Here is a 22,302-nt window from a genome sequence, read left to right on the forward strand (position 1 = left end):
TCCGACCACGGCTGTGGGCGGGCGGTGCTCAGGAGGGCCGGGCCATGGCCTTGACGAAGGCGCGTTCCACGTCGGCGGCGGACAGGACGCCGTAGATCTCGCCGGTCTCCTCGACGACGAGGTATTCGGTGGCGGGGTTGGCGCGCAGGGCGTCCAGGAGTTCCTCGCCGGAGAGCTCGGCGGAGACGCGCATGCCGTCGGTGAGGTCCTGGGCGAGGGTGCTGACGGCGACCCAGGGGCGGCGGTGCTCGGGCACGCCGACGATGGCGGCCTCGCGGACGAGTGAGGCGGGGGTTCCGTCGGCGTCGACGACGACGAGGGCGCGGGCGCCGGAGGCGTTGGCGCGGCGGAGGGCTTCGGAGAGGGGGGTGTCGGCCTGGACGGGGACGGCGCGCCGGGTGAGGGCGCGGGCGCGCAGTTCGGGGAGGTGTTCGCGCAGGCGGGCCATGCGGAGGCTGTTCCCGGCGCCGGTCCAGATGATCGCGGCGAGGATGGCGGCGAGCAGGGCGTCCATGACGGTGTCCATGCCGACGTCGTCGGCGGCCTTGCTGCCGAGGGACTGGGTGGCCAGGGGCAGGCCGATCAGTACGGCGATGGCGAGGGCGCGGCCGACCCAGGCGGCGGCGACGGTGCCGCTCATCGGTTTGCCGGTGATCTTCCAGACGACGGCGCGGAGCATGCGGCCGCCGTCGAGGGGGAGGCCGGGCAGGAGGTTGAAGACGGCCACGATGAGGTTCGAGACCATGAGTCCGGCCAGGAGGACGCCGGGGACGCTGTCGGGTTCGACGGGCAGCAGGGCGGCGTAGAAGACGCCGGCGAGGACGAGGGAGAGCAGGGGGCCGACGAAGGCGAGGACGAATTCGCGGCCGGGTGTCTCGGCTTCCTTCTCGATCTCGGAGACGCCGCCGAAGAACTGGAGCTGGATGCGGCGTACGGGGAGTTTGAAGCGGAGGGCGGCGACGGTGTGGGCGAGTTCGTGGACGAGGACGGAGGCGTAGAAGGCGACGGCGAAGAAGAGGGAGACGAGGTAGCGGGCGGCGCCGAGCTCGGGCAGGACGCGGTCGAGCTGGCCGCCGAAGACCCAGGTGATGAGGGCGGCGACGAGGAACCAGCTCGGGGCGACGTACACGGGTACGCCGAAGGGGCGGCCCATGAGCAGTCCGCCTCCGGGTTCGGGCCGGCGCTGCGGTGGCCGTCCCGGTCCGCCGGTGCCGGGGGTGTGGGCCTCGGAGCGGTGGGGGGTGCCGGTGTGGCGCTCGCCCCCGGCCGGGCCGGTCGTGGGGCGGGCGGGGGTGTCGTCCTCGGGGGCCGGCTGCTTCGGCGGCTGTCCCGCGGTGCCGGGCGGTGTGCCGTCCGGGGCGGGTTCGTCGCGGGGGGCGGGGGCTTCGGCGGGGGTCTGGTCCGGTCCGGGGGGTGTGGGTGTGCCGTCCTGCGGCCCCTCGGGGCCGGGTGCCGCTGCGTGCGGCGTCGGCCCCTCGGGCGCTCCGGGGGGCGGGGCTGCGGGGCCGGTGGGTCCCGGCCGTGCGGCGTCGGCGGGGTCGGCGGCCGGGGCCGTGGGATGTGCCTGGGGCTCGGCCGACTCGTCGTTGCCGGACCGCGGCTGCCCGCTCCCGCCGCTCACGTCCACGGTGTCCCCTCGTTCGAAGCGTCTCCCGCCTGCCGGTCGGGAGGGTCTGGTGTCGATGGTATGCGTCCGTCGCGGCCCGTTCAGCCCCGGCACCCCTGTGCTTGCCTTCTGTCGCAGGGGTCACGGCCTCGTGGCTGGGTCGCTGTCGGTGGCCGGCCGTATGGTCTGTGGTCATGGAGACGAGTACCGAGGATGTCGCTGGGGATGCCGGGGGACCCGCCCGGCCGGCGGCGGTGGCGGACCGGGCGGGCGCGGCGGGGGCAGCGGCGGCCGTGGCGCGGGACGCGGCGGCCGCGGCCCCCTCGTCCGCGCCCGTGGCGGCACCGCCCGCCTCGCTCTCGCCCTCGCGGGCCGGTGATTTCATGCAGTGCCCGTTGCTGTACCGGTTCCGGGTGATCGACCGGCTGCCGGAGAAGCCCAGTGAGGCGGCGACCAGGGGCACGCTGGTGCACGCGGTGCTGGAGCGGCTCTTCGACGCTCCGGCGGCCGAGCGGACGGCGCCGCGGGCGAAGGCGCTGGTGCCGGGCCAGTGGGACCGGCTGCGCGACAGCAGGCCGGAGGTCGGTGAGCTGTTCGCGGACGACCCGGAGGGCGAGCGGCTGGCGCGGTGGCTGTCCGAGGCGGAGCGGCTGGTGGAGCGCTGGTTCACGCTGGAGGACCCGAGCCGGCTGGAGCCGGCCGAGCGGGAGCTGTTCGTCGAGGCGGAGCTGGACTCGGGGCTGCGGCTGCGCGGCATCATCGACCGGGTCGACGTGGCCCCGACCGGCGAGGTGCGGATCGTCGACTACAAGACGGGCAAGGCACCCCGGCCGCAGTACGCGGAGAGCGCCCTGTTCCAGATGAAGTTCTACGCGCTGGTGGTGTGGCGGCTGAAGAAGGTCGTTCCGCGGCGTCTGCAGTTGGTCTACCTCGGCAGTGGTGACGTGCTCACGTACGACCCGGTCCTGGCCGACCTGGAGCGGGTCGAGCGCAAGCTGCTGGCGCTGTGGGAGGCGATCCGGCTGGCGACCGAGACGGGCGACTGGCGGCCGAGGCCCACGAAGCTGTGCGGCTGGTGCGACCACCAGGCGCACTGCCCGGAGTTCGGTGGCACTCCCCCGCCCTATCCGCTGCCGGTGAGGGCGGCCGACCCGGCCGGTGCCGAGCAGGGCAGAATGGGGCCGGACTAGGGCCTGTCCCATCGAAGGAGACTTACGTGGCCATCCGCGTCCTACTGGTCGACGATCAGCCGCTGCTGCGCACGGGCTTCCGGATGATTCTGGAGGCGGAGCCGGATCTGGCGGTCGTCGGCGAGGCCGGAGACGGCCTCCAGGCCCTGGACCAGGTGCGGGCGCTGCAGCCCGACGTGGTGCTGATGGACATCCGCATGCCGCGGATGGACGGTGTGGAGGCGACCCGGCAGATCACCGGGCCCGAGCGGGACGGTCCGGCGAAGGTGCTGGTGCTGACGACGTTCGATCTGGACGAGTACGTGGTGGAGGCGCTGAAGGCGGGGGCGAGCGGCTTCCTGCTCAAGGACGCCCCGGCCAACGAGCTGGTGCAGGCGATCCGCGTGGTGGCGAACGGTGAGGCGATGCTCGCGCCGAGCATCACCCGGCGGCTGCTCGACAAGTACGCCACGCATCTGCCCTCCGGGGACGAGCCGGTGCCGGACACCCTGCACACGCTGACGGACCGTGAGGTGGAGGTGCTGAAGCTGGTGGCGCGCGGGTTGTCCAACGCGGAGATCGCCGCGGACCTGTTCGTCAGCGAGACGACGGTCAAGACGCATGTGGGTCATGTGCTGACGAAGCTGGGCCTGCGGGACCGGGTTCAGGCGGCGGTGTACGCGTACGAGAGCGGTCTGGTCCGTCCCGGCGCGCAGTAGGCGGCCGTCGCGGCCGGTGCGCGGCCGCGGCGGGTGCTCAACCCGAAGGGCGCCCTCTTCCGGTGGGAAGAGGGCGCCCTTCGGGTGTGCCGGGGCGGTGTCAGCCGCTGACGCCCCGGCCCAGCTCCCACAGTTGCAGCGTCGCGGACGCGTTGAGGAGGTAGGCGGCGCCGGTGACGTCGTCGCGGGTGGCGACGTACTGCTTGCCCTGCCACAGGGGGATCATCGGCACGTCGTCGGCGGTGATGTCCTGGATGTTGGTGAGGACGTCCACCGCGGAGAGCCGGTCGGCCTCGCCACGGGACTCGGGGATCAGCTTGTTGATGATGTCCGGGTTCTGGTAGGGCGAGTTGAGGGTGTTGCCCTTGTCGAGGAACGGCGCGATGAAGCTGTCGGCGTCCGGGAAGTCGGGGAACCAGCCCATGCCGAAGGCGGAGTACTCGCGATTCAGCTCCGCCTTGCGGAACTTGCTCCAGGGCGTGCCCTTGATGTCGACGTCGAACAGGCCGCTGTCGTTGAGCTGCTTCTGGAGCTGCTCGAACTCCTGCTTGGTCGCGGCGCCGTAGTGGTCGGTCGTGTAGTTCAGCGTCAGCTTGACCGGCGTGGTGACGTCCGCGTCCTCCAGCGTCGCCTTCGCCTTGGCGACGCTCGGGTCGCCGTACGTGTTGAAGAACGAGTTGGAGTGGCCGGTGATGCCGGCCGGGACCATCGAGTACAGCGGCTGGGCCTGCGAGCCGTAGACGGTGGAGACGAGTTCGCTGCGGTTGATGACCTGGGCGACCGCCTGGCGCACCGCCTTGTCCTTCACCACGGGCGCCTCCGTGTTGAAGGCCAGGTAGCGGATCTCCAGGCCGGACACCTCGACGAGGCTGACGTCGCCGTCGGTGGCCTTGGCGAGCTGCTGGACCTGTTCCGGCGTCATGGCGCGGGTCATGACGTCGATGTCGCCCTTGTCGATCGCGGCGCCCATGGCCTCCGCGTCGTCGAAGAAGACCATCTCGACCTTGTCGTTGTTCACCTTCGCGCTCCCCTTGTAGGTGGGGTTCTTGGTGAACACGGCCTTGGTGAGCTCGTTGTCCTTGACCTCGGCCTTCATGGTGTACGGGCCGGAGCCGTCCAGTTCCCAGCCGTCGCGCAGCTTGTCCTTGGGGTACTGGTCGGGGTTGACGATGCCCGAGACCGGCGTCGACAGCTTGTACGGGAAGGTGGCGTCCGCCGTCTTGAGGTGGAAGACGACCTCGCGGTCGCCCTGGGTCTCGACGGTGTCGACGGTGTTGAGCAGCGAGGCCACCTCGGTGTCGGCGTCGATGGCCAGGGCGCGCTCGATGGAGTACTTGACGTCCTCGGCGGTGACGGGGTCGCCGTTGGCGAACTTCAGCCCGTCCCGCAGGGTGCACGCGTACCGTTCGTTTCCGGTGTCGGTGAACCCGCACTTCTGCGCGGCGTCCGGCACCGGTTCGCCGCCTCCGCGGGGCTGCGCCATGAGCGTCTGCGTGGTCTGACGCAGGACGTTCCAGAGGCCGACGTCGTAGGCGTATGCCGGGTCGAGCGGCGCGGGCGTCTCCTCGGAGGCGCTGAACCGGTCCGTGGTGCCGACGACGATCGCGTCCCCGTCGCCGCTGCCGCTGTCCGATCCTCCGCAGGCGGCGAGCACCGGCGCGAGCAGGCCGACGACGGCCGGCAGCACCAAAGTCTTGCGGTTCATGCTCGAGTTTCTCCAGAGCTGTCGGTCCGTGTATCCGGCATGCAGGGGTGTCGCGGCGGATCACGGGGGTAGTGGCCGATGTTCTCGCGACGAGATTAGTCCGCGCCCGCACGGGGGTTCGCAGCCACCGGAGTTGAGGGCTCATCACGGAGCGAAACCGGGTGTGGACACACCGAAAACCCGACAGTGGAAGGATTAGTGCAGGGTTTCACCAATCAGGACACAAAGCCCCCTCGACAACGTTGGCCAGAGGGGGTGCGGCACACCCTCGGACCCCCTGTCGAGCCCCGCGCACGTGGCGAACGTCACAGTTGCGCTTCGGCCGTCGGTGCTGGAATTCGGCCAGGCCACGGGGGCGGAAATAGCCGTGGGAACACCGGCCGGGCCGCGCGGGGCGCCCCTTCCCGGAATTGCCGCTTAACGCGGCTGCACGCTCGGTGAACGTCTAGCGCATTTGTGTCATCAGGCCGCGCAGAAATGTCAGGTCGACCTCTTCCAGGGAGGTGACCACCGTGCGCCGGGCGGCGGGGGTGATGGGGGCGACCGAGGGCACGGCCACGACGTGGCAGCCGGCCGCCTCGGCGGCGGCGACCCCGGTCGCGGTGTCCTCGACGACGGCGCAGCGGGCCGGGTCCGCGCCGAGTCCGGCCGCGGCGGTCAGGTAGGGGTCGGGGTGGGGCTTGGTGCGCGGCACCTCGTCGCCGGCGACGGTGAGGGCGAAGTGCTCGGGGCCGAGCGACTTCAGGACGCGGTCGATGATGCGCCGGTGCGAGGCGGAGACCAGGGCCGTGGGGACGTCGTGGGCGGACAGCTCCGCGAGCAGCCGGGCGGCGCCGGGCATGAGCGGCAGGTCGCGGCCGATGCGCTCCTCGAAGCCGTCGTTGAGGAGCACGCTCAGCTCGGCGAGGGTGATGTCGGCGCCGGTGGCCTCGATGAGGAAGCCCGCGCTGCGGGTCATGGGGCCGCCGACCACGACGTGACGCCAGGAGTCGTCCAGAGTGTGGCCGAGGGAGGCGAAGACCTCCGTCTCGACGTCCCACCAGAAGCCCTCGGTGTCCACCAGGGTGCCGTCCATGTCGAGGAGCACGGCTTGCAGGGCGGAGCCTTCGGCCGTACGGGTTCCGAGCGCGGGGACCGTACTGGTCATCCACGTACCTCCTTGAGGGACGATCAGGCCGGCTCCCACGAAGGGAGCCGGCCTGCGGTGGACCGACCAGTGTACGTCGTGCGGGACGCGAATGCCTGGTGTGACCGGTGGAGCGGTGGCGGCGCGCCTAGCGGGCGTTGAAGTACTTCGCCTCCGGGTGGTGGATGACGATGGCGTCGGTGGACTGCTCGGGGTGGAGCTGGAACTCCTCCGAGAGGTGGACGCCGATGCGCTCCGGCTCCAGCAGGGCGGCGATCTTGGCGCGGTCCTCCAGGTCGGGGCAGGCGCCGTAGCCGAGGGAGAAGCGGGCGCCGCGGTACTTCAGGGCGAACATGTCCTCCATGTCGGCCGGGTCCTCCCCGGCGAAGCCGAGTTCGGAGCGCACGCGTGCGTGCCAGTACTCGGCGAGGGCCTCGGCGAGCTGGACGGACAGGCCGTGCAGTTCGAGGTAGTCGCGGTAGGCGTTGGCCTCGAACATGCGGGCCGTCTCCTCGCCGATGCGGGAGCCGACGGTGACGACCTGGAAGCCGACCACGTCGATCTCGCCGGACTCCTCCGGGCGGAAGAAGTCCGCCAGGCACAGCCGCCGGCCACGGCGCTGGCGCGGGAAGGTGAACCGGGTGCGCTCGTTGCCGTCGTCGTCGAGGACGATCAGGTCGTCGTCCTTGGAGACACAGGGGAAGTAGCCGTACACCACGGCCGCCTCCAGCAGGTTCTCCGTCTGGAGCCGGTCGAGCAGCCCGCGCAGCCTGGGCCGGCCCTCGGACTCCACCAGCTCCTCGTACGACGGTCCCTCGCCGGTGCGGGCCTGCTTGAGGCCCCACTGGCCCTTGAAGAGGGCGCCCTCGTCGAGCCAGGAGGCGTACTCCTTGAGCTGGATGCCCTTGACGACGCGGGTGCCGCGGAACGGCGGCTCGGGGACGGGGTTGTCGGTGGCCACGTCGGAGCGGACGCTGCCCTCCTCGGGCCGGTCCTCGATCTCGACGGTGGCCGCCCGCACCCGGCGCTGCTTCAGTTCGGGCAGCTTGGCGCCGGGCACGCCCCGCTTGATGCCGATGAGCGCGTCCATCAGACGCAGTCCCTCGAAGGCGTCGCGGGCGTAGCGGACTTCGCCGTCGTAGATCTCGTGGAGGTCCTGTTCGACGTAGGCGCGGGTGAGGGCGGCGCCGCCGAGGATGACGGGGTAGTCAGCGGCCAGCTTGCGCTGGTTGAGCTCCTCCAGGTTCTCCTTCATGATCACGGTGGACTTGACCAGGAGGCCGGACATGCCGATCACGTCGGCCTTGTGCTCGTCGGCGGCTTCCAGGATGGCCGAGACGGGCTGCTTGATGCCGAGATTGACGACGGTGTAGCCGTTGTTGGACAGGATGATGTCGACGAGGTTCTTGCCGATGTCGTGGACGTCGCCGCGGACGGTGGCCAGCACGATCGTGCCCTTGCCCGCGTCGTCGGTCTTCTCCATGTGCGGCTCCAGGTGAGCCACCGCGCTCTTCATGACCTCGGCGGACTGCAGCACGAACGGCAGCTGCATCTGTCCGGAACCGAAGAGTTCACCGACGACCTTCATGCCGTCGAGCAGGGTGTCGTTGACGATGTCGAGCGCGGGACGCTCGGTCAGGGCGTCGTCGAGGTCCTGTTCCAGGCCGTTCTTCTCGCCGTCGATGATGCGGCGCTTGAGGCGCTCCTCCAGCGGGAGGGCGGCCAGTTCCTCGGCCTTGGACGCCTTCAGCGACTTCGCGGTCGCGCCCTCGAACAACTGCATCAGCTTCTGCAGCGGGTCGTAGCCCTCGCGGCGGCGGTCGTAGATCAGGTCCAGGGCCGTGGTGACCTGTTCCTCGTCGAACCGGGCGATCGGCAGGATCTTCGACGCGTGGACGATCGCCGAGTCCAGGCCCGCCTTGACGCACTCGTCCAGGAAGACCGAGTTCAGCAGGATCCGGGCGGCCGGGTTGAGGCCGAAGGAGATGTTCGACAGACCCAGCGTGGTCTGCACCTGCGGGTGGCGCTTCTTCAGCTCCCGGATTCCCTCGATGGTCGCCAGACCGTCCTTGCGGGACTCCTCCTGCCCGGTGCAGATCGTGAACGTCAGGCAGTCCACGAGGATGTCCGACTCGTGGATGCCCCAGTTCCCGGTCAGGTCGTCGATGAGCCGTTCGGCGATCTCGACCTTCTTCTCGGCCGTCCGGGCCTGCCCCTCCTCGTCGATCGTCAGGGCGATCAGCGCGGCACCGTGCTCCCGGGCGAGCGTGGTGACGCGGGCGAAGCGGGACTCGGGGCCCGCGCCGTCCTCGTAGTTCACCGAGTTGATCACCGCGCGCCCGCCGAGCTTCTCGAGGCCCGCCCGGATGACCTCCACCTCGGTGGAGTCCAGCACGATCGGCAGCGTCGAGGCCGTCGCGAACCGGCCGGCCAGCTCCTCCATGTCGGCCACGCCGTCGCGGCCCACGTAGTCCACGCACAGGTCGAGCATGTGCGCGCCCTCACGGATCTGGTCCCGCGCCATCTCCACGCAGTCGTCCCAGCGGCCGTCCAGCATCGCCTCGCGGAACTTCTTCGAACCGTTGGCGTTGGTGCGCTCGCCGATGGCCAGGTAGGAGGTGTCCTGCCGGAACGGCACGCTCTGGTAGAGCGAGGCGGCGCCCGGCTCCGGACGCGGATCACGTGGCGTGGGCTCGGCGCCCCGTACCCGCTCGACCACCTGGCGCAGGTGCTCGGGGGTCGTGCCGCAGCAGCCGCCGACCAGCGACAGGCCGTACTCCCGTACGAACGTCTCGTGCGCGTCGGCGAGCTCGGGCGCGGTCAGCGGGTAGTGGGCGCCGTCCTTGCCGAGGACGGGCAGGCCGGCGTTGGGCATGCAGGTCAGCGGGATGCGGGCGTGGCGGGCGAGGTAGCGCAGGTGCTCGCTCATCTCGGCGGGGCCGGTGGCGCAGTTCATGCCGATCATGTCGATGCCGAGCGGCTCCAGCGCGGTCAGCGCGGCGCCGATCTCCGAGCCGAGCAGCATGGTGCCGGTCGTCTCGACGGTGACGGAGACGATGACGGGCAGGTCCAGGCCGAGGGCGTCCAGGGCGCGCCGGGCCCCGAGCACGGAGGCCTTGGTCTGCAGCAGGTCCTGCGTGGTCTCGACGAGCAGCGCGTCGGCGCCGCCGGCGACCAGGCCCTCGGCGTTGCGCTGGTAGGCGTCGCGCAGGACGGTGTACGGGGCGTGGCCGAGGGTGGGGAGCTTGGTGCCGGGGCCGATGGAGCCGAGGACCCAGCGCTGCCGCCCGTCCTCGGCGGTGAACGCGTCGGCGGTCTCGCGGGCGACGCGGGCGCCGGCCTCGGACAGTTCGTGGACGCGCTCGGCGATGTCGTACTCGCCGAGGGCGGAGTGGTTGGCGCCGAAGGTGTTGGTGCCGACGCAGTCGACTCCCGCGGCGAAGTACTCCTCGTGCACCGAGCGGACGATGTCCGGGCGGGTGACGTTGAGGACCTCGTTGCACCCTTCGAGCTGCTGGAAGTCGTCGAGCGTGGGGTTCTGCGCCTGGAGCATGGTGCCCATCGCGCCGTCGGCGACCACCACGCGGGTGGCGAGGGCCTCTCGGAGGGCGGACACGCGGGTACGGGTGTCGGCGGGCGGGGTGGATGGCGACGAGGCCATGAATGGGCTCCCTAGGATGCGACGGCTGTCGGCTTTGCCTCTGCCCGGTGCCGTCCGTCGTGGACGTCCCGGGGAGAACGCACGCCGCCAGGGTAGCCGGGTCCGGGCGCCGATGGTCAGGGCGTCCACGAGACGGACGAGGCCGGCGGGGTGAATACCGGCCGAACGGACGAGTGCCGCCTCCCCGAACGGCCCCCGGCGGCGGGGGCGCGGGCCCGGTGCCCGTGCTTCCCGGAGGGCGGCCGCGGTCACTCGGAGGTGGCCGAAGTGCAACAGTTGCCCGCCGACCATTAGCGGGAGGTCGGCATGGACCGGTAGTGTTCGGCATTGCCGAACAGCGTCTGCGACGCCGGGGTCGGCACTCGAAGGGGACGGAGGCAGTACGTCGATGGCACGGAACATCCAGTCGCTCGAGCGGGCGGCCGCGATGCTGCGCCTGCTCGCGGGCGGCGAGCGGCGGCTCGGCCTGTCGGACATCGCCTCGTCGCTGGGTCTGGCCAAAGGCACCGCGCACGGCATCCTGCGCACCCTCCAGCAGGAGGGCTTCGTCGAGCAGGACGACGCCTCGGGGCGCTACCAGCTGGGCGCCGAGCTGCTGCGCCTGGGCACGACCTACCTGGACGTGCACGAGCTGCGGGCCCGCGCCCTGGTGTGGACGGACGACCTGGCCCGCTCCAGCGGCGAGAGCGTCCACCTCGGCGTCCTGCACCAGCAGGGCGTGCTGATCGTGCACCACGTCTTCCGGCCCGACGACAGCCGGCAGGTCCTGGAGATCGGGGCCATGCAGCCGCTGCACTCGACGGCGCTGGGCAAGGTGCTGTCGGCGTACGACCCGGTGGCGCACAGCGAGGCGCTGGAGGCGGACCGCAAGGCGTTCACGGACCGCACCGTCTGCGAGCCGGACGACTTCGAGCACGTCCTGGACCTCACCCGCGCGCGCGGGTACGCGGCCGACGTCGAGGAGACCTGGGAGGGCATCGCCTCCATCGCCGCCCCCATCCACGACCGCAGGCGGATGCCGGTGGGCGCGGTCGGCATCACGGGGGCCGTGGAGCGGCTGCGCCGGGAGGGCGAGCTGCGGCCCGAGCTGGTCGCGGCGGTACGGGACTGCGCCCGCGCGGTGTCGCGGGACCTGGGCGCGGGGCGGTTCTAGGCGCGGGACGCCTTCAGGGGCGGGGCGCACCACTGACACGGGCCGGGACACCGAGGGTGTTCCGGCCTTCGGCGTTCCCGCGGGCGCCGTCCCCCGGGAACGGACCGGGCGACCGGCAATCGGCCACCGGCGACCGGCGACGCGCATCGATAACCCCTGACGATCAATAACGATCGTGCTTTCGATAACAGAGCCCTTGACGCGCGCGTGACGTCGAACGAGACTCGCGTCCATCGGTCGGCATTGTCGAACACCTACCGGCAATACGCGTTAGAGTGTCCGCAGTGCCAAGGGCCGCCATCGCTCTCACACCGAGGGCGCCGGAACACCCGGAGGGACCCGGGGGTTCGGCTTCCCCTGGACGAAGGACAAAGGAGTCGCGGGTGTCCAGCTCCGACATCTTCATCGGCGAGACCATCGGTACCGCCCTGCTCATCCTGCTCGGCGGCGGCGTGTGTGCCGCCGTGACGCTCAAGGCCTCCAAGGCGCGCAACGCCGGCTGGGTCGCCATCGCCTTCGGGTGGGGCTTCGCGGTCATGACGGCGGCGTACATATCGGGTCCGCTCTCCGGCGCGCACCTCAACCCGGCCGTGACGGTCGGCATCGCGATCAAGGACGGTGACTGGAGCAACACCCCGACCTACTTCGCGGGTCAGCTCCTGGGCGCCATGATCGGCGCGGTCCTGGTCTGGATCGCCTACTACGGCCAGTTCCAGGCCCACCTCACCGACCGGGAGATCGTCGGCGGTCCCGGTGCGCAGGACACGGCCAAGTCCGTCGAGGCGCAGGAGAAGGGCGCCGGCCCCGTCCTGGGCGTCTTCTCCACGGGCCCCGAGATCCGGCACACGGTCCAGAACCTCGCCACCGAGATCATCGGCACCTTCGTGCTGCTGCTCGCCATCCTCACCCAGGGCCTCAACGACGAGGGCAACGGTCTCGGGATTCTGGGCGCGCTGATCACCGGGTTCGTGGTCGTCTCGATCGGCCTGTCGCTCGGCGGCCCGACGGGATATGCGATCAACCCGGTCCGCGACCTCGGCCCGCGCATCGTGCACGCCCTGCTGCCCCTGCCCAACAAGGGCGGCTCCGACTGGTCCTACGCCTGGATCCCGGTCGTCGGTCCGCTGATCGGCGGTGCGATCGCCGGAGGTGTCTACAACGTCGCGTTCGCCTGAGCGGGCCCCCGCTCGGCGATCATCGAGCCGCAGACCACGCGCCGTACGCACCGGCAACCCACCACGGAACTCCAGGAGCACACAGTGACCGACGCCCACACCGCAGGCCCCTTCATCGCCGCGATCGACCAGGGCACCACCTCCTCGCGCTGCATCGTCTTCGACCGCGACGGCCGCATCGTCGCCGTCGACCAGAAGGAGCACGAGCAGATCTTCCCCAAGCCCGGCTGGGTCGAGCACGACGCCGCCGAGATCTGGACCAACGTCCAGGAGGTCGTCGCCGGGGCCGTCGAGAAGGCCGGCATCACCCGCGACGACATCAAGGCCATCGGCATCACCAACCAGCGCGAGACCACGCTCGTCTGGGACAAGAACACCGGTGAGCCGGTCCACAACGCCATCGTCTGGCAGGACACCCGCACCGACGCCCTGTGCAAGGAGCTCGGCCGCAACGTCGGCCAGGACCGCTTCCGCCGCGAGACCGGCCTTCCCCTCGCCTCCTACTTCGCCGGTCCCAAGGCCCGCTGGCTGCTCGACAACGTCGACGGTCTGCGCGAGCGCGCCGAGGCGGGCGACCTGCTCTTCGGCACGATGGACACCTGGGTCATCTGGAACCTGACCGGCGGGGTGAACGGCGGCAAGCACGTCACCGACGTCACCAACGCCTCGCGCACCCTGCTGATGAACCTGCACACCATGGCGTGGGACGAGCGGATCGCCGAGTCGATCGGCGTGCCGATGCAGATGCTCCCGGAGATCCGCTCCTCCGCCGAGGTGTACGGCGAGATCAAGGGCGGCCGCCTGGGCGACCTGCTCGGCGGCATCCCGGTCGCCTCGGCGCTCGGCGACCAGCAGGCGGCCCTGTTCGGCCAGACCTGCTTCTCCGAGGGCGAGACCAAGTCGACGTACGGCACCGGCACCTTCATGGTGATGAACACCGGTGACAAGCTGATCAACTCCTACTCGGGCCTGCTCACCACCGTCGGCTACAAGATCGGCGACCAGGACACGGTCTACGCCCTGGAGGGCTCGATCGCCGTCACCGGTTCGCTGGTGCAGTGGATGCGCGACCAGATGGGCCTGATCTCCACCGCCGCCGAGATCGAGACCCTCGCCCTGACGGTCGAGGACAACGGCGGCGCCTACTTCGTGCCGGCCTTCTCCGGCCTGTTCGCCCCGTACTGGCGCTCCGACGCCCGCGGTGTGATCGCCGGCCTCACCCGGTACGTCACCAAGGCGCACCTCGCGCGCGCCGTCCTGGAGGCCACCGCCTGGCAGACCCGTGAGATCGCGGACGCCATGACGAAGGACTCCGGGGTGGAGCTGACCGCCCTCAAGGTCGACGGCGGCATGACCTCCAACAACCTGCTGATGCAGACCCTCGCCGACTTCGTGGACGCCCCCGTGGTGCGCCCGATGGTCGCCGAGACCACCTGCCTCGGCGCCGCCTACGCCGCCGGCCTGGCCGTCGGCTTCTGGAACAGCACCGACGACCTGCGCGCCAACTGGCGGCGGGCCGCCGAGTGGACCCCCCGCATGGACGCGGACATCCGCGACCGTGAGTACAAGAGCTGGCTCAAGGCCGTGGAGCGGACCATGGGCTGGCTCGAGGACGAGGAGTAAGAACCGCAATGACCACTCAGTCCACCCTGCAGTCCGTGCCTGCCCTGGGTACGCACCCGGCCTCCGGCTCGAACCCGAGCCGGGCCGAGACCCGGGAGCAGCTTTCCAAGGCGTCGTACGACCTTCTCGTGATCGGCGGCGGCATCCTGGGCATCTCCACCGCCTGGCACGCCGCGCAGTCCGGCCTCAGGGTGGCCGTGGTCGACGCCAGCGACTTCGCCGGCGCCACCTCCTCCGCCTCCTCCAAGCTGCTCCACGGCGGACTGCGCTACCTGCAGACCGGCGCGGTGAAGCTGGTGGCGGAGAACCACTTCGAACGCCGTGCGGTCTCCCGGCAGGTGGCCCCCCACCTGGCGAACCCGCTCACCTTCTACCTCCCCGTGTACAAGGGAGGGCCGCACGGCGCGGCGAAGCTCGGGGCGGGTGTCTTCGCGTACTCGGCGCTGTCCGCGTTCGGCGACGGCGTCGGCCACCTGCTCTCCCCCGCCAAGGCCGCGCAGGACGTGCCGGAGCTGCGCACCGACAACCTCAAGGCCGTGGCCGTGTACGGCGACGACCAGATGAACGACGCCCGCATGGCGCTGATGACCGTCCGCGCGGCGGTCGAGTCCGGCGCGGTCGTCCTCAACCACGCCGAGGTCACGGGGCTGCGCTTCACCAACGGCCGGGTGACCGGCGCCGAGCTGAAGGACCGGCTGTCCGGCGACGAGTTCGGGGTGAACGCCCGTCTGGTGCTCAACGCCACCGGCCCGTGGGTCGACCACCTGCGCCGCATGGAGGACCCGGCCGCGGCGCCGTCCATCCGCCTGTCCAAGGGCGCGCACCTGGTGCTCAAGCGCACGGCGCCCTGGAAGGCGGCGCTGGCCACCCCGATCGACAAGTACCGGATCACCTTCGCCCTCCCCTGGGAGGACATGCTGCTGCTCGGCACGACCGACGAGGAGTTCGAGGGCGACCCGGCGGACGTCGCGGTCAACGACAAGGACGTGGCCCAGATACTCGACGAGGCCGCGTTCTCCATCCGCGACCAGCAGCTCGACCGGGACCTCATCACGTACTCCTTCGCGGGCCTGCGGGTGCTGCCGGGCGGTCCCGGTGACACGGCGAAGGCCAAGCGCGAGACGGTCGTCACCGAGGGCCGGGGCGGGATGCTGTCCGTCGCGGGCGGCAAGTGGACCACCTTCCGCCACATCGGCCGTACGGTGATGAAGAAGCTGGAGTCGCTGCCGGGCCACCCGCTGGGCGACGACTTCGAGCCGATCGCGTCGCTGCCGAAGAAGCTGCCGCTGCCCGGCGTCGCCAACCCGCGCGCGGTGGCCCACCGGCTGCTGGTCGACGGTTCGGCCCCCGGTCCCCGCATGGCGGCCGACACCGCCAGGCACCTGGCCACGCACTACGGTTCGCTCGCCTTCGACATCGCCCGGCTCGCCAACGAGAGCCCGGAACTGGCGCAGCGGGTCCACCCGGACGCCCCGGAGATCTGGGCGCAGGTCGTGTGGGCCCGGGACAACGAGTGGGCCGAGACGGCGGACGACGTGCTGCGCCGCCGTACGACGCTGACGATCCGCGGCCTGGCCACGGACGACGTCCGCGCGCGGGTGCAGGACGTGCTCGACGGGAAGTAGACCCCGCGTTCCGTCGGCGGCGGGTGTCCGGACGCCGGGCACGGGGCAGTGATCCGTTCACTGCCCCGTGCAAAGGGGCTGCGGGCGGCCCCTCGGCACGCCGTAAGGTTGGGGGGTACGCGAGGGCACGTCGGAAGGAGGCGCTGGGTGATCGAGCTCGAGGGGGTTCCCGAGCTGGTCGACCCGGTCATGGTGGCCGCGTTCGAGGGCTGGAACGATGCCGGTGACGCCGCCTCCACCGCGGTCGCGCATCTCGACCGGGAGTGGAAGGGCGAGGTGTTCGCGGCACTGGACGCCGAGGACTACTACGACTTCCAGGTCAACCGTCCCACGGTCTTCATCGAGGACGGCGTCCGCAAGGTCACCTGGCCGACGACGCGGCTCTCGGTGGTCCGGGTGGGCGGTGAGAAACCGCGCGACCTGGTGCTCGTGCGGGGCATCGAACCGTCGATGCGCTGGCGCTCGTTCTGCAACGAGCTGCTCGGCTTCGCCCATGAGCTGGGCGTCGAGCTGGTGGTGGTCCTGGGCGCCCTGCTGGGCGACACGCCGCACACCCGGCCGGTTCCGATCAGCGGGACGACGTCGGACGCGGACCTGGCCCGGCGCATGGACCTGGAGGAGACCAAGTACGAGGGGCCCACGGGCATCGTCGGCATCCTCCAGGAGGCGTGCACGCACGCGGGGGTTCCGGCCGTGTCGCTGTGGGCCGCGGTGCCGCACTACGTCTCGCAGCCGCCGAACCCGAAGGCCACGCTGGCCCTGCTGAACCGGCTGGAGGACCTGATCGGCGTGCGGGTCCCGCTGGGCGAGCTGCCCGAGGACGCGCGTGCCTGGCAGGTCGGGGTCGACCAGTTGGCCGCGGAGGACACCGAGGTCGCGGAGTACGTGCAGTCGCTGGAGGAGGCCCGGGACACGGCGGAGCTGCCGGAGGCGTCGGGCGAGGCGATCGCGCGGGAGTTCGAGCGGTACCTGCGGCGGCGGGACGGGGGCGGGCCCGGCGGGCCGGCGGCCCCTGGCGCTCCGGGCGGACATGCCACGGCGGACGGCGGTGACGGACCGGCCGGCACGCCGTTCCTGCGGGAGAACCCGAGTGGGCGGACCCGGCCCCCGAAGCCGCCGAAGGCGGGCGGGGAGGACGAAGAGTCCTCCGAGGACTGAGGCTTGCCGACTGTGAGGGGCGCTTCCCTGGTGGGAGCGCCCCTCAGTCGTTTCGGAGCGGGCTACGGCGAGCGCCCGCGGCCGGGGGAGCTTCTACAGCGCCACTCCCAGGAGGGCGTCCACCGCGCGGGAGACGACGCCCGGCGCGCCGGTGTCCGTGCCGCCGGACTCCTGCTGGAGGGCGGCCCAGCGGTCGACCGCGGCCAGGGCGGCCGGGGAGTCCAGGTCGTGGGACAGGGCCGCGCGGATCTCCTCGACGAGGGCCTCGGCGGGCGGGCCGTCGGGGCGGGAGACGGCGGCACGCCAGCGGTCGAGGCGGGCGACGGCGTCTTCCAGCACCTGGTCGGTCCACTCCCAGTCGGAGCGGTAGTGGTGGGCCAGCAGGGTGAGCCGGATGGCGGCCGGGTCCACGCCCTCGCGGCGCAGCCGCGACACGAAGACCAGGTTGCCCTTGGACTTGGACATCTTCTCGCCGTCGAGACCGACCATGCCGGCGTGCACGTAGGCCTTGGCCATCGGGAACTCGCCGGTGAGCACCTGGGCGTGCGAGGCGCCCATCTCGTGGTGCGGGAAGGCGAGGTCGGAGCCCCCGCCCTGGACGTCGAAGCCCATGCCGAGGTGGTCGAGGGCGATGGCCACGCACTCGATGTGCCAGCCGGGGCGTCCGCGGCCGAGGGAGCCGCCGTCCCAGCTCGGCTCGCCCTCGCGGGCGGCCATCCACAGCATCGGGTCGAGCGGGTTCTTCTTGCCGGGCCGGTCGGGGTCGCCGCCGCGCTCGGCGGAGAGCAGCCGCATCGCGGACGCGTCGAGGCGGGAGACGCCGCCGAAGTGCGGGTCCGCCTCGACGGAGAAGTAGACGTCGCCCTCGAGTTCGTAGGCCGCGCCCGCGTCGCGCAGCCGCTCGACGAGCGGGACGATGCCGGGTATGGCCTCGACGGCCCCTATGTAGTGCCGCGGCGGCAGCATCCGCAGCGCCGTCATGTCCTCGCGGAAGAGGGCGGTCTCCTGCTCGGCGAGGGCGGTCCAGTCGACCCCGTCGCGCACGGCCCGCTCGAGGAGCGGGTCGTCCACGTCGGTGACGTTCTGGACATAGTGGACCTGCCGCTTGGTGTCGAGCCACACGCGCTGCACGAGGTCGAACGCGTTGTAGGTCGCCGCGTGCCCCATGTGGGTGGCGTCGTACGGCGTGATGCCGCAGACGTAGAGGCGGGCGACGGGACCGGGGGCGAGGGTGACCAGGCCGCCGGTCGCGGTGTCGTGGATCCTCAGGTCGCGGCCCTGACCAGGCAGGGCGGGGACCTCGGAAGCGGGCCAGGCATGCATGTCATGAGCCTAACCGGACGGATGTTCCGTACACGAACCGGACCGGGCCGGATGACCGGTAAGGCGCTCTTGCGCGCAACCGGCCGATGTGCCGGGGGCGCCTACACGGGCGGCCAGGGAATGGCCGGCCACTCGCCGCCGGGTTCGGGGTGCCTGCCGGAGGCGAGGAGGGCGTCGACCCGCGCGCGCGTGGCGTCGAGTTCGGCGGGGGTGATGAGCGCGGTGAGCCGGGTGGCGAGGGCGCCGCCGTCCTTCAGTGCCTCCCTGAGGCCGTCCAGGACCGTCAGGGCCTCCGCGGTGAGCGGATCGCCCGCCCAGCCCCACAGGAGGGTGCGGAGCTTGTTCTCGGCGTGGAAGGTGACGCCGTGGTCGATGCCGTACAGCCGCTCCCCCGCCGCCGGCAGCAGGTGGCCGCCCTTGCGGTCGGCATTGTTGACGACGGCGTCGAGCACGGCGAGCCGGCGCAGCCGTGCGTCGTCGGCGTGGACGAGCAGGGCGGTGCGGCCCTCGCCGACCTCGGCCAGGGCGATCCCCTTCCAGCCGGGGCCGGGCTCCTCCTCGTCGACCAGGGCGAGCAGTTCCGTGTCGGGCACGGTCTCGATCCACAGCTGGACCATGCCCTCGCCGTACGGGCCGTCGCGCAGCACGGTGGGCGGGACGAGGCCCCAGCCGGTGGCCTCGGAGACCTCGTAGGCGGCGACCTCGCGCTGGGCGAGGGTCCCGTCGGGGAAGTCCCACAGCGGGCGCTCCCCGGCGACCGGCTTGTAGACGCAGGCCGCCTCGCGTCCCTCGTGCGTCACCGTGCAGTACAGCGCCGCGTTGGACGCGTCACGGATGCGTCCGCGTACGGTCAGTTCGCCCAGGGCGAGCAGCTCGGCGGCCGCCGCGTCGGTGGTCACGCTCCGCGGCGGTATCCGTTCTGGCGCGGACATACGTGTCCTTCCGGGTCGAGCGGGAGGCTGCACAGCGGGCACGGCGGCCGCCCGGCGTTGACGACGTCGAGGGCGCGCTTGGCGAAGGCCCTGGCCTGCGCGCCGGTGAGACGGACCCGGAGCATGGGCGGGCCGTTCTCCTCGTCCTGGAGGAGCCGTTCCTCGGCCTCCGCCAGGTCCTCCTCGGACTCGGCGTCCAGCTCCACGAGGGCCTGCGCCTCGACGATCATGCGCTGGTCCTCGCCGTCCCAGGCCAGTGCCATGGTGCCGACGCGGAACTCCTCCTCGACGGGGGTGTCGAGGGGCGCCGTGTCGGCGGGTCCGGTGGGTGCGGTGGCGGGGACGGCGGTGCTGCCGCCGCTGCGCCGCACGACTTCGTCCAGAAGCTCGTCCATGCGCTCGGCGAGGGCGGCGACCTGGGTCTTCTCCAGGGCCACGCTGGTCACCCGGGAGCCGGCGGAGGCCTGGAGGAAGAACGTACGGCGCCCGGGCAGTCCGACCGTACCGGCCACGAAACGTTCCGGTTGGTCGTAGAGGAACACCTGACGGGACACGTCCTGTCTCCATGGGAGTCGGGGAAAGCGGAAGATCGGGATCGGGGACACTGCCGCGACCGGTTCACCCTACTGCGGCGGACGATCACGGTGCGCCCGCACCACCCCCGACCGGGGCTTCGTCACCGGACGGCTCCTCGCGCGGCGCGAGGGAGGCGAAGTCCCCGGTGTCGCCGAGGCGGACGAGGAACGGACGCAGCCGGGTGTAGCGGATCGCGGTGACGGAGCAGGGTTCGACGGAGATCCGCTGGAAGAGGTCGAGGTGGAGACCGAGTGCCTCGGCGACGAGGGACTTGATGATGTCGCCGTGGGAGCACATGAGGTAGACGGCGTCGGCGCCGTGGTCACGCTCCACGCGCGCGTTCCACTCGCGCACGGCCTCGGCGGCGCGGGTCTGCATGGCGCGCATCGACTCGCCGCCGGGGAAGGCCGCGGCGGAGGGGTGGGCCTGCACGACCTCCATCAGGGGCTCGTCCTTGAGTTCGGCGAGTTTGCGGCCGGACCAGTCGCCGTAGTGGCACTCCCCGATCCGTTCGTCGGTGTGGGGCCGTAGTGCGGGGCGGGCGTCGAGCAGCGGCCGGACGGTCTCCTGGCAGCGCTGCAGGGGGCTGGTGACGATTTCGGAGAGCGGCAGACCGGCGAGCCGACCGGGGAGCGCGGCGGCCTGCGCGGCGCCGCGTTCGTCGAGGGCGACGCCGGGCGTCCAGCCGGCGAGGAGCCCCTCGGTGTTGGCGGTGGAGCGTCCGTGCCTAACCAGGATCAGCGTGGGCATGCGGCCAGGGTAGGCGTACGGCGGGCGCGGCGGCGCCGGGGCGAGGGGAGAATGGGTTCGGTGATCGTCGACTGTGCCATCTACCGGGACGGGCACCGCGCGGACGGGCCCGAGGACCTCTCCGACGCCCTCGGCGCCGCGCGGGGGGCGGGCGGCTTCGTGTGGATCGGTCTGCACGAGCCGACGAAGGAGGAGTTCGCCCTGGTCAGCCAGGAGTTCGGGCTGCATCCGCTGGCGGTGGAGGACGCGCTCAAGGCGCATCAGCGGCCCAAGCTCGAGGTGTACGACGACTCGGTCTTCGCCGTCCTGAAGCCGGTGGTGTACGAGCCGGACAGCGACGCGGTCTCCACCGGTGAGCTGATGATCTTCCTGGGTGACGCGTTCGCGGTGGTGGTCCGGCACGGCGGGGGCTCTCCGCTGAAGGCCGTGCGGCAGCGGCTGGAGCACGAGCCGGAGCTGCTCGGCAAGGGCCCCACCGCGGTGCTGTACGCGATAGCGGACGCCACCGTCGACCACTACCTGGACGTGGCGGTCGAGCTCCAGACGGACCTGGAGGAGCTGGAGGCGGAGGTCTTCTCGCCGGAGGGCGGCGGCTCGCGGCACACTGCGTCGCGGATCTACACCTTCAAGCGGCAGGTGCTGGAGTTCCGCCGGGCGACCGGTCCGCTGGCGCCCCCGCTGGCGCGGCTGGCCGGTACGGGCGTGTACGGGGGCACGGTGCCGTTCGTGAACGACAAGGCGCGGCCGTTCTTCCGGGACGTGAGCGACCACCTCACGCGCGTGAACGAGTCGGTGGAGAGCCTGGACCGGCTGGTGTCGGACATCCTGTCGGCGCACCTGGCGCAGACGAGCGTGCGGCAGAACGACGACATGCGGAAGATCTCCGCGTGGGCGGCGATGGCGGCGGTCCCCACGATGCTCGCGGGGATCTACGGCATGAACTTCGACCACATGCCGGAACTGCACTGGGTGGGGAGCTACCCGGCGGTCATCGCGCTGATGGCCGCCCTGGAAGTGCTGCTGTACCGGCAGTTCAAGCGACGCGGCTGGCTGTAGGGGCCGCCCGGGCCGGTCAGGCGACCTCGGGGGCCGGGGCGGCGGGGCCGCCGAGCGCGTCGCGCCGTTCGGGTGCCCGCAGCGTCACCATGCGCCGCCAGCCGGCCGCCCGCTCGGCGGCGTACACCGCGTGGATGCCCGCCGCGAGCAGCGCCGACCTGGCGCGCGACCAGCCGAGGATGCGCCCCATGCGGGCCATGACGGCGAGGCTGACGTCACGGTGGACGCGGATCTCGGCGCGCGCGCACGCGCGCAGGGTGCGCCGGATGTACGGGCTGTGCCCGGCGGCGGCGTAGCGCAGCAGTTCCTCGTGGGAGTAGGCGAGGTGGTTGTCCTCGTCCGCGGAGATCATCCGGACCGCCCGGCCCAGGTCGGGGTGGTGGGCGAAGTGTTTGAGGAGCATCGCCATCTGTTCGGCGGCGCGCTGCTCGGTGACCCTGCTGTGGGCGAGGTAGGTGATGACGTCCCGCACGGTCAGCGGCTGGTCGGCCTTGAGCTTCTCGTGGGCGAGGCCGATGCCGTGCCGCTCCAGGAGCATCGTGTAGTCGGTCTCGGGAGGCACGTCGACCGGTTCGAGGCCGCGCTTCTTCAGCAGGGCGTTGAAGATCCGGCCGTGCTTGTCCTCGTCGGCGCCGTGCCGGGTGATCTTGGGGGCGAGGACGCGTTCGCTCTCCGGCACCAGCGCCGCGATGCGCGCGTTCTCCCAGCCGCCCTGGGACTCGCCGCTGGCCGCGATGGAGCAGAAGAGACGGAACGATTCGTCGTTGTCCAGGATCTCCTGGAACAGGCTCTTGGCCGAAAGCATCGGTGGCACCTCTCTGCCGCTGCGTGGTCCGCAGGATCCGCACACTCCGCGATGCACGAGTCAAGTGCGGGAAGAGGAGCGCGGCAACAGGTGCGGCGGGCGACTCCGCCGAACGAAGGACACCGGGCACACGAGGGGGC

17 protein-coding genes are annotated in these 22,302 nt (G+C 71.6%); 8 read left to right on the top strand and 9 right to left on the bottom strand.

Translation table 11 applies throughout. The features are described from left to right. Nucleotides 1–28 precede the first annotated feature (28 nt). Nucleotides 29–1,627 carry a site-2 protease family protein gene (locus tag Sdi02f_RS21375; RefSeq protein ID WP_167458222.1) on the bottom strand — a complete coding sequence of 533 codons (1,599 nt, stop codon included), beginning with the start codon at nt 1,625–1,627 and terminating at the stop codon, nt 29–31. Nucleotides 1,628–1,800: 173 nt separating this feature from the next. On the opposite strand from Sdi02f_RS21375, the gene Sdi02f_RS21380 reads away from it, so the two are divergent. Beyond that, the gene (locus Sdi02f_RS21380; RefSeq protein WP_167458223.1) at nt 1,801–2,796 is read left to right on the top strand and encodes a RecB family exonuclease; all 996 of its coding nucleotides are present in this window, start codon (nt 1,801–1,803) and stop codon (nt 2,794–2,796) included. Between the two features lie 26 nt (nt 2,797–2,822). Continuing rightward, nucleotides 2,823–3,494 carry a response regulator gene (locus tag Sdi02f_RS21385; protein WP_030404674.1) on the top strand — a complete coding sequence of 224 codons (672 nt, stop codon included), beginning with the start codon at nt 2,823–2,825 and terminating at the stop codon, nt 3,492–3,494. Nucleotides 3,495–3,594: 100 nt separating this feature from the next. Here the strand turns inward: Sdi02f_RS21385 and Sdi02f_RS21390 are convergent, their stop codons facing one another. The 3 genes from Sdi02f_RS21390 to metH form a co-directional block, all read right to left on the bottom strand. Further along, nucleotides 3,595–5,199 carry an ABC transporter substrate-binding protein gene (locus tag Sdi02f_RS21390; protein WP_030404673.1) on the bottom strand — a complete coding sequence of 535 codons (1,605 nt, stop codon included), beginning with the start codon at nt 5,197–5,199 and terminating at the stop codon, nt 3,595–3,597. A gap of 445 nt (nt 5,200–5,644) precedes the next feature. Continuing rightward, nucleotides 5,645–6,346, bottom strand: a complete 702-nt coding sequence (locus tag Sdi02f_RS21400) for an HAD family hydrolase (RefSeq protein WP_108933848.1) — start codon at nt 6,344–6,346, stop codon at nt 5,645–5,647. 127 nt (nt 6,347–6,473) lie between these two features. After that, a complete protein-coding gene (metH, locus tag Sdi02f_RS21405; RefSeq protein ID WP_031084532.1) occupies nt 6,474–9,986 on the bottom strand; it encodes a methionine synthase in 3,513 nt (1,170 codons plus the stop codon). Nucleotides 9,987–10,374: 388 nt separating this feature from the next. On the opposite strand from metH, the gene Sdi02f_RS21410 reads away from it, so the two are divergent. From Sdi02f_RS21410 to parJ, 5 genes are all read left to right on the top strand, one after another. Beyond that, entirely contained in the window at nt 10,375–11,139 is a 765-nt protein-coding gene (locus tag Sdi02f_RS21410; RefSeq protein ID WP_030402915.1) for an IclR family transcriptional regulator, read from the top strand. A gap of 383 nt (nt 11,140–11,522) precedes the next feature. Further along, nucleotides 11,523–12,314: an MIP/aquaporin family protein gene (locus Sdi02f_RS21415; RefSeq protein ID WP_030402914.1), complete on the top strand. Its 792-nt coding sequence runs from the start codon at nt 11,523–11,525 to the stop codon at nt 12,312–12,314. Between the two features lie 84 nt (nt 12,315–12,398). Further along, nucleotides 12,399–13,937: a glycerol kinase GlpK gene (gene glpK, locus Sdi02f_RS21420; RefSeq protein WP_030402913.1), complete on the top strand. Its 1,539-nt coding sequence runs from the start codon at nt 12,399–12,401 to the stop codon at nt 13,935–13,937. Between the two features lie 8 nt (nt 13,938–13,945). Then, the gene (locus tag Sdi02f_RS21425; RefSeq protein WP_108933849.1) at nt 13,946–15,562 is read left to right on the top strand and encodes a glycerol-3-phosphate dehydrogenase/oxidase; all 1,617 of its coding nucleotides are present in this window, start codon (nt 13,946–13,948) and stop codon (nt 15,560–15,562) included. Between the two features lie 147 nt (nt 15,563–15,709). Continuing rightward, complete coding sequence (parJ, locus tag Sdi02f_RS21430; RefSeq protein ID WP_030402911.1) at nt 15,710–16,720, top strand: filament polymerization regulator ParJ; 1,011 nt, start codon at nt 15,710–15,712, stop codon at nt 16,718–16,720. 93 nt (nt 16,721–16,813) lie between these two features. On the opposite strand, the gene mshC is transcribed toward parJ, so the two are convergent. From mshC to Sdi02f_RS21450, 4 genes are all read right to left on the bottom strand, one after another. Continuing rightward, nucleotides 16,814–18,043 (bottom strand): cysteine--1-D-myo-inosityl 2-amino-2-deoxy-alpha-D-glucopyranoside ligase, encoded by a 1,230-nt coding sequence (gene mshC / locus Sdi02f_RS21435; protein ID WP_030402910.1) that lies wholly within the window; start codon nt 18,041–18,043, stop codon nt 16,814–16,816. Between the two features lie 101 nt (nt 18,044–18,144). Further along, the gene (locus Sdi02f_RS21440; protein WP_051783534.1) at nt 18,145–18,975 is read right to left on the bottom strand and encodes an SCO1664 family protein; all 831 of its coding nucleotides are present in this window, start codon (nt 18,973–18,975) and stop codon (nt 18,145–18,147) included. Then, nucleotides 18,939–19,529, bottom strand: a complete 591-nt coding sequence (locus tag Sdi02f_RS21445) for a DUF3090 domain-containing protein (RefSeq protein ID WP_030187752.1) — start codon at nt 19,527–19,529, stop codon at nt 18,939–18,941. The genes Sdi02f_RS21440 and Sdi02f_RS21445 overlap by 37 nt, the downstream gene beginning before the upstream one ends. 85 nt (nt 19,530–19,614) lie before the next feature. Then, nucleotides 19,615–20,301 carry a histidine phosphatase family protein gene (locus tag Sdi02f_RS21450; RefSeq protein ID WP_030402908.1) on the bottom strand — a complete coding sequence of 229 codons (687 nt, stop codon included), beginning with the start codon at nt 20,299–20,301 and terminating at the stop codon, nt 19,615–19,617. Between the two features lie 60 nt (nt 20,302–20,361). Between Sdi02f_RS21450 and Sdi02f_RS21455 the strand changes: the two genes are divergently transcribed. Next, a complete protein-coding gene (locus Sdi02f_RS21455; protein WP_031185053.1) occupies nt 20,362–21,357 on the top strand; it encodes a magnesium and cobalt transport protein CorA in 996 nt (331 codons plus the stop codon). A 16-nt stretch (nt 21,358–21,373) separates the two neighbouring features. On the opposite strand, the gene Sdi02f_RS21460 is transcribed toward Sdi02f_RS21455, so the two are convergent. Continuing rightward, a complete protein-coding gene (locus Sdi02f_RS21460) occupies nt 21,374–22,162 on the bottom strand; it encodes a hypothetical protein (protein ID WP_108933850.1) in 789 nt (262 codons plus the stop codon). Between the last annotated feature and the right edge of the window lie 140 nt (nt 22,163–22,302).

Source organism: Streptomyces ardesiacus (assembly GCF_003112575.1).
Taxonomy (GTDB): domain Bacteria; phylum Actinomycetota; class Actinomycetes; order Streptomycetales; family Streptomycetaceae; genus Streptomyces; species Streptomyces ardesiacus.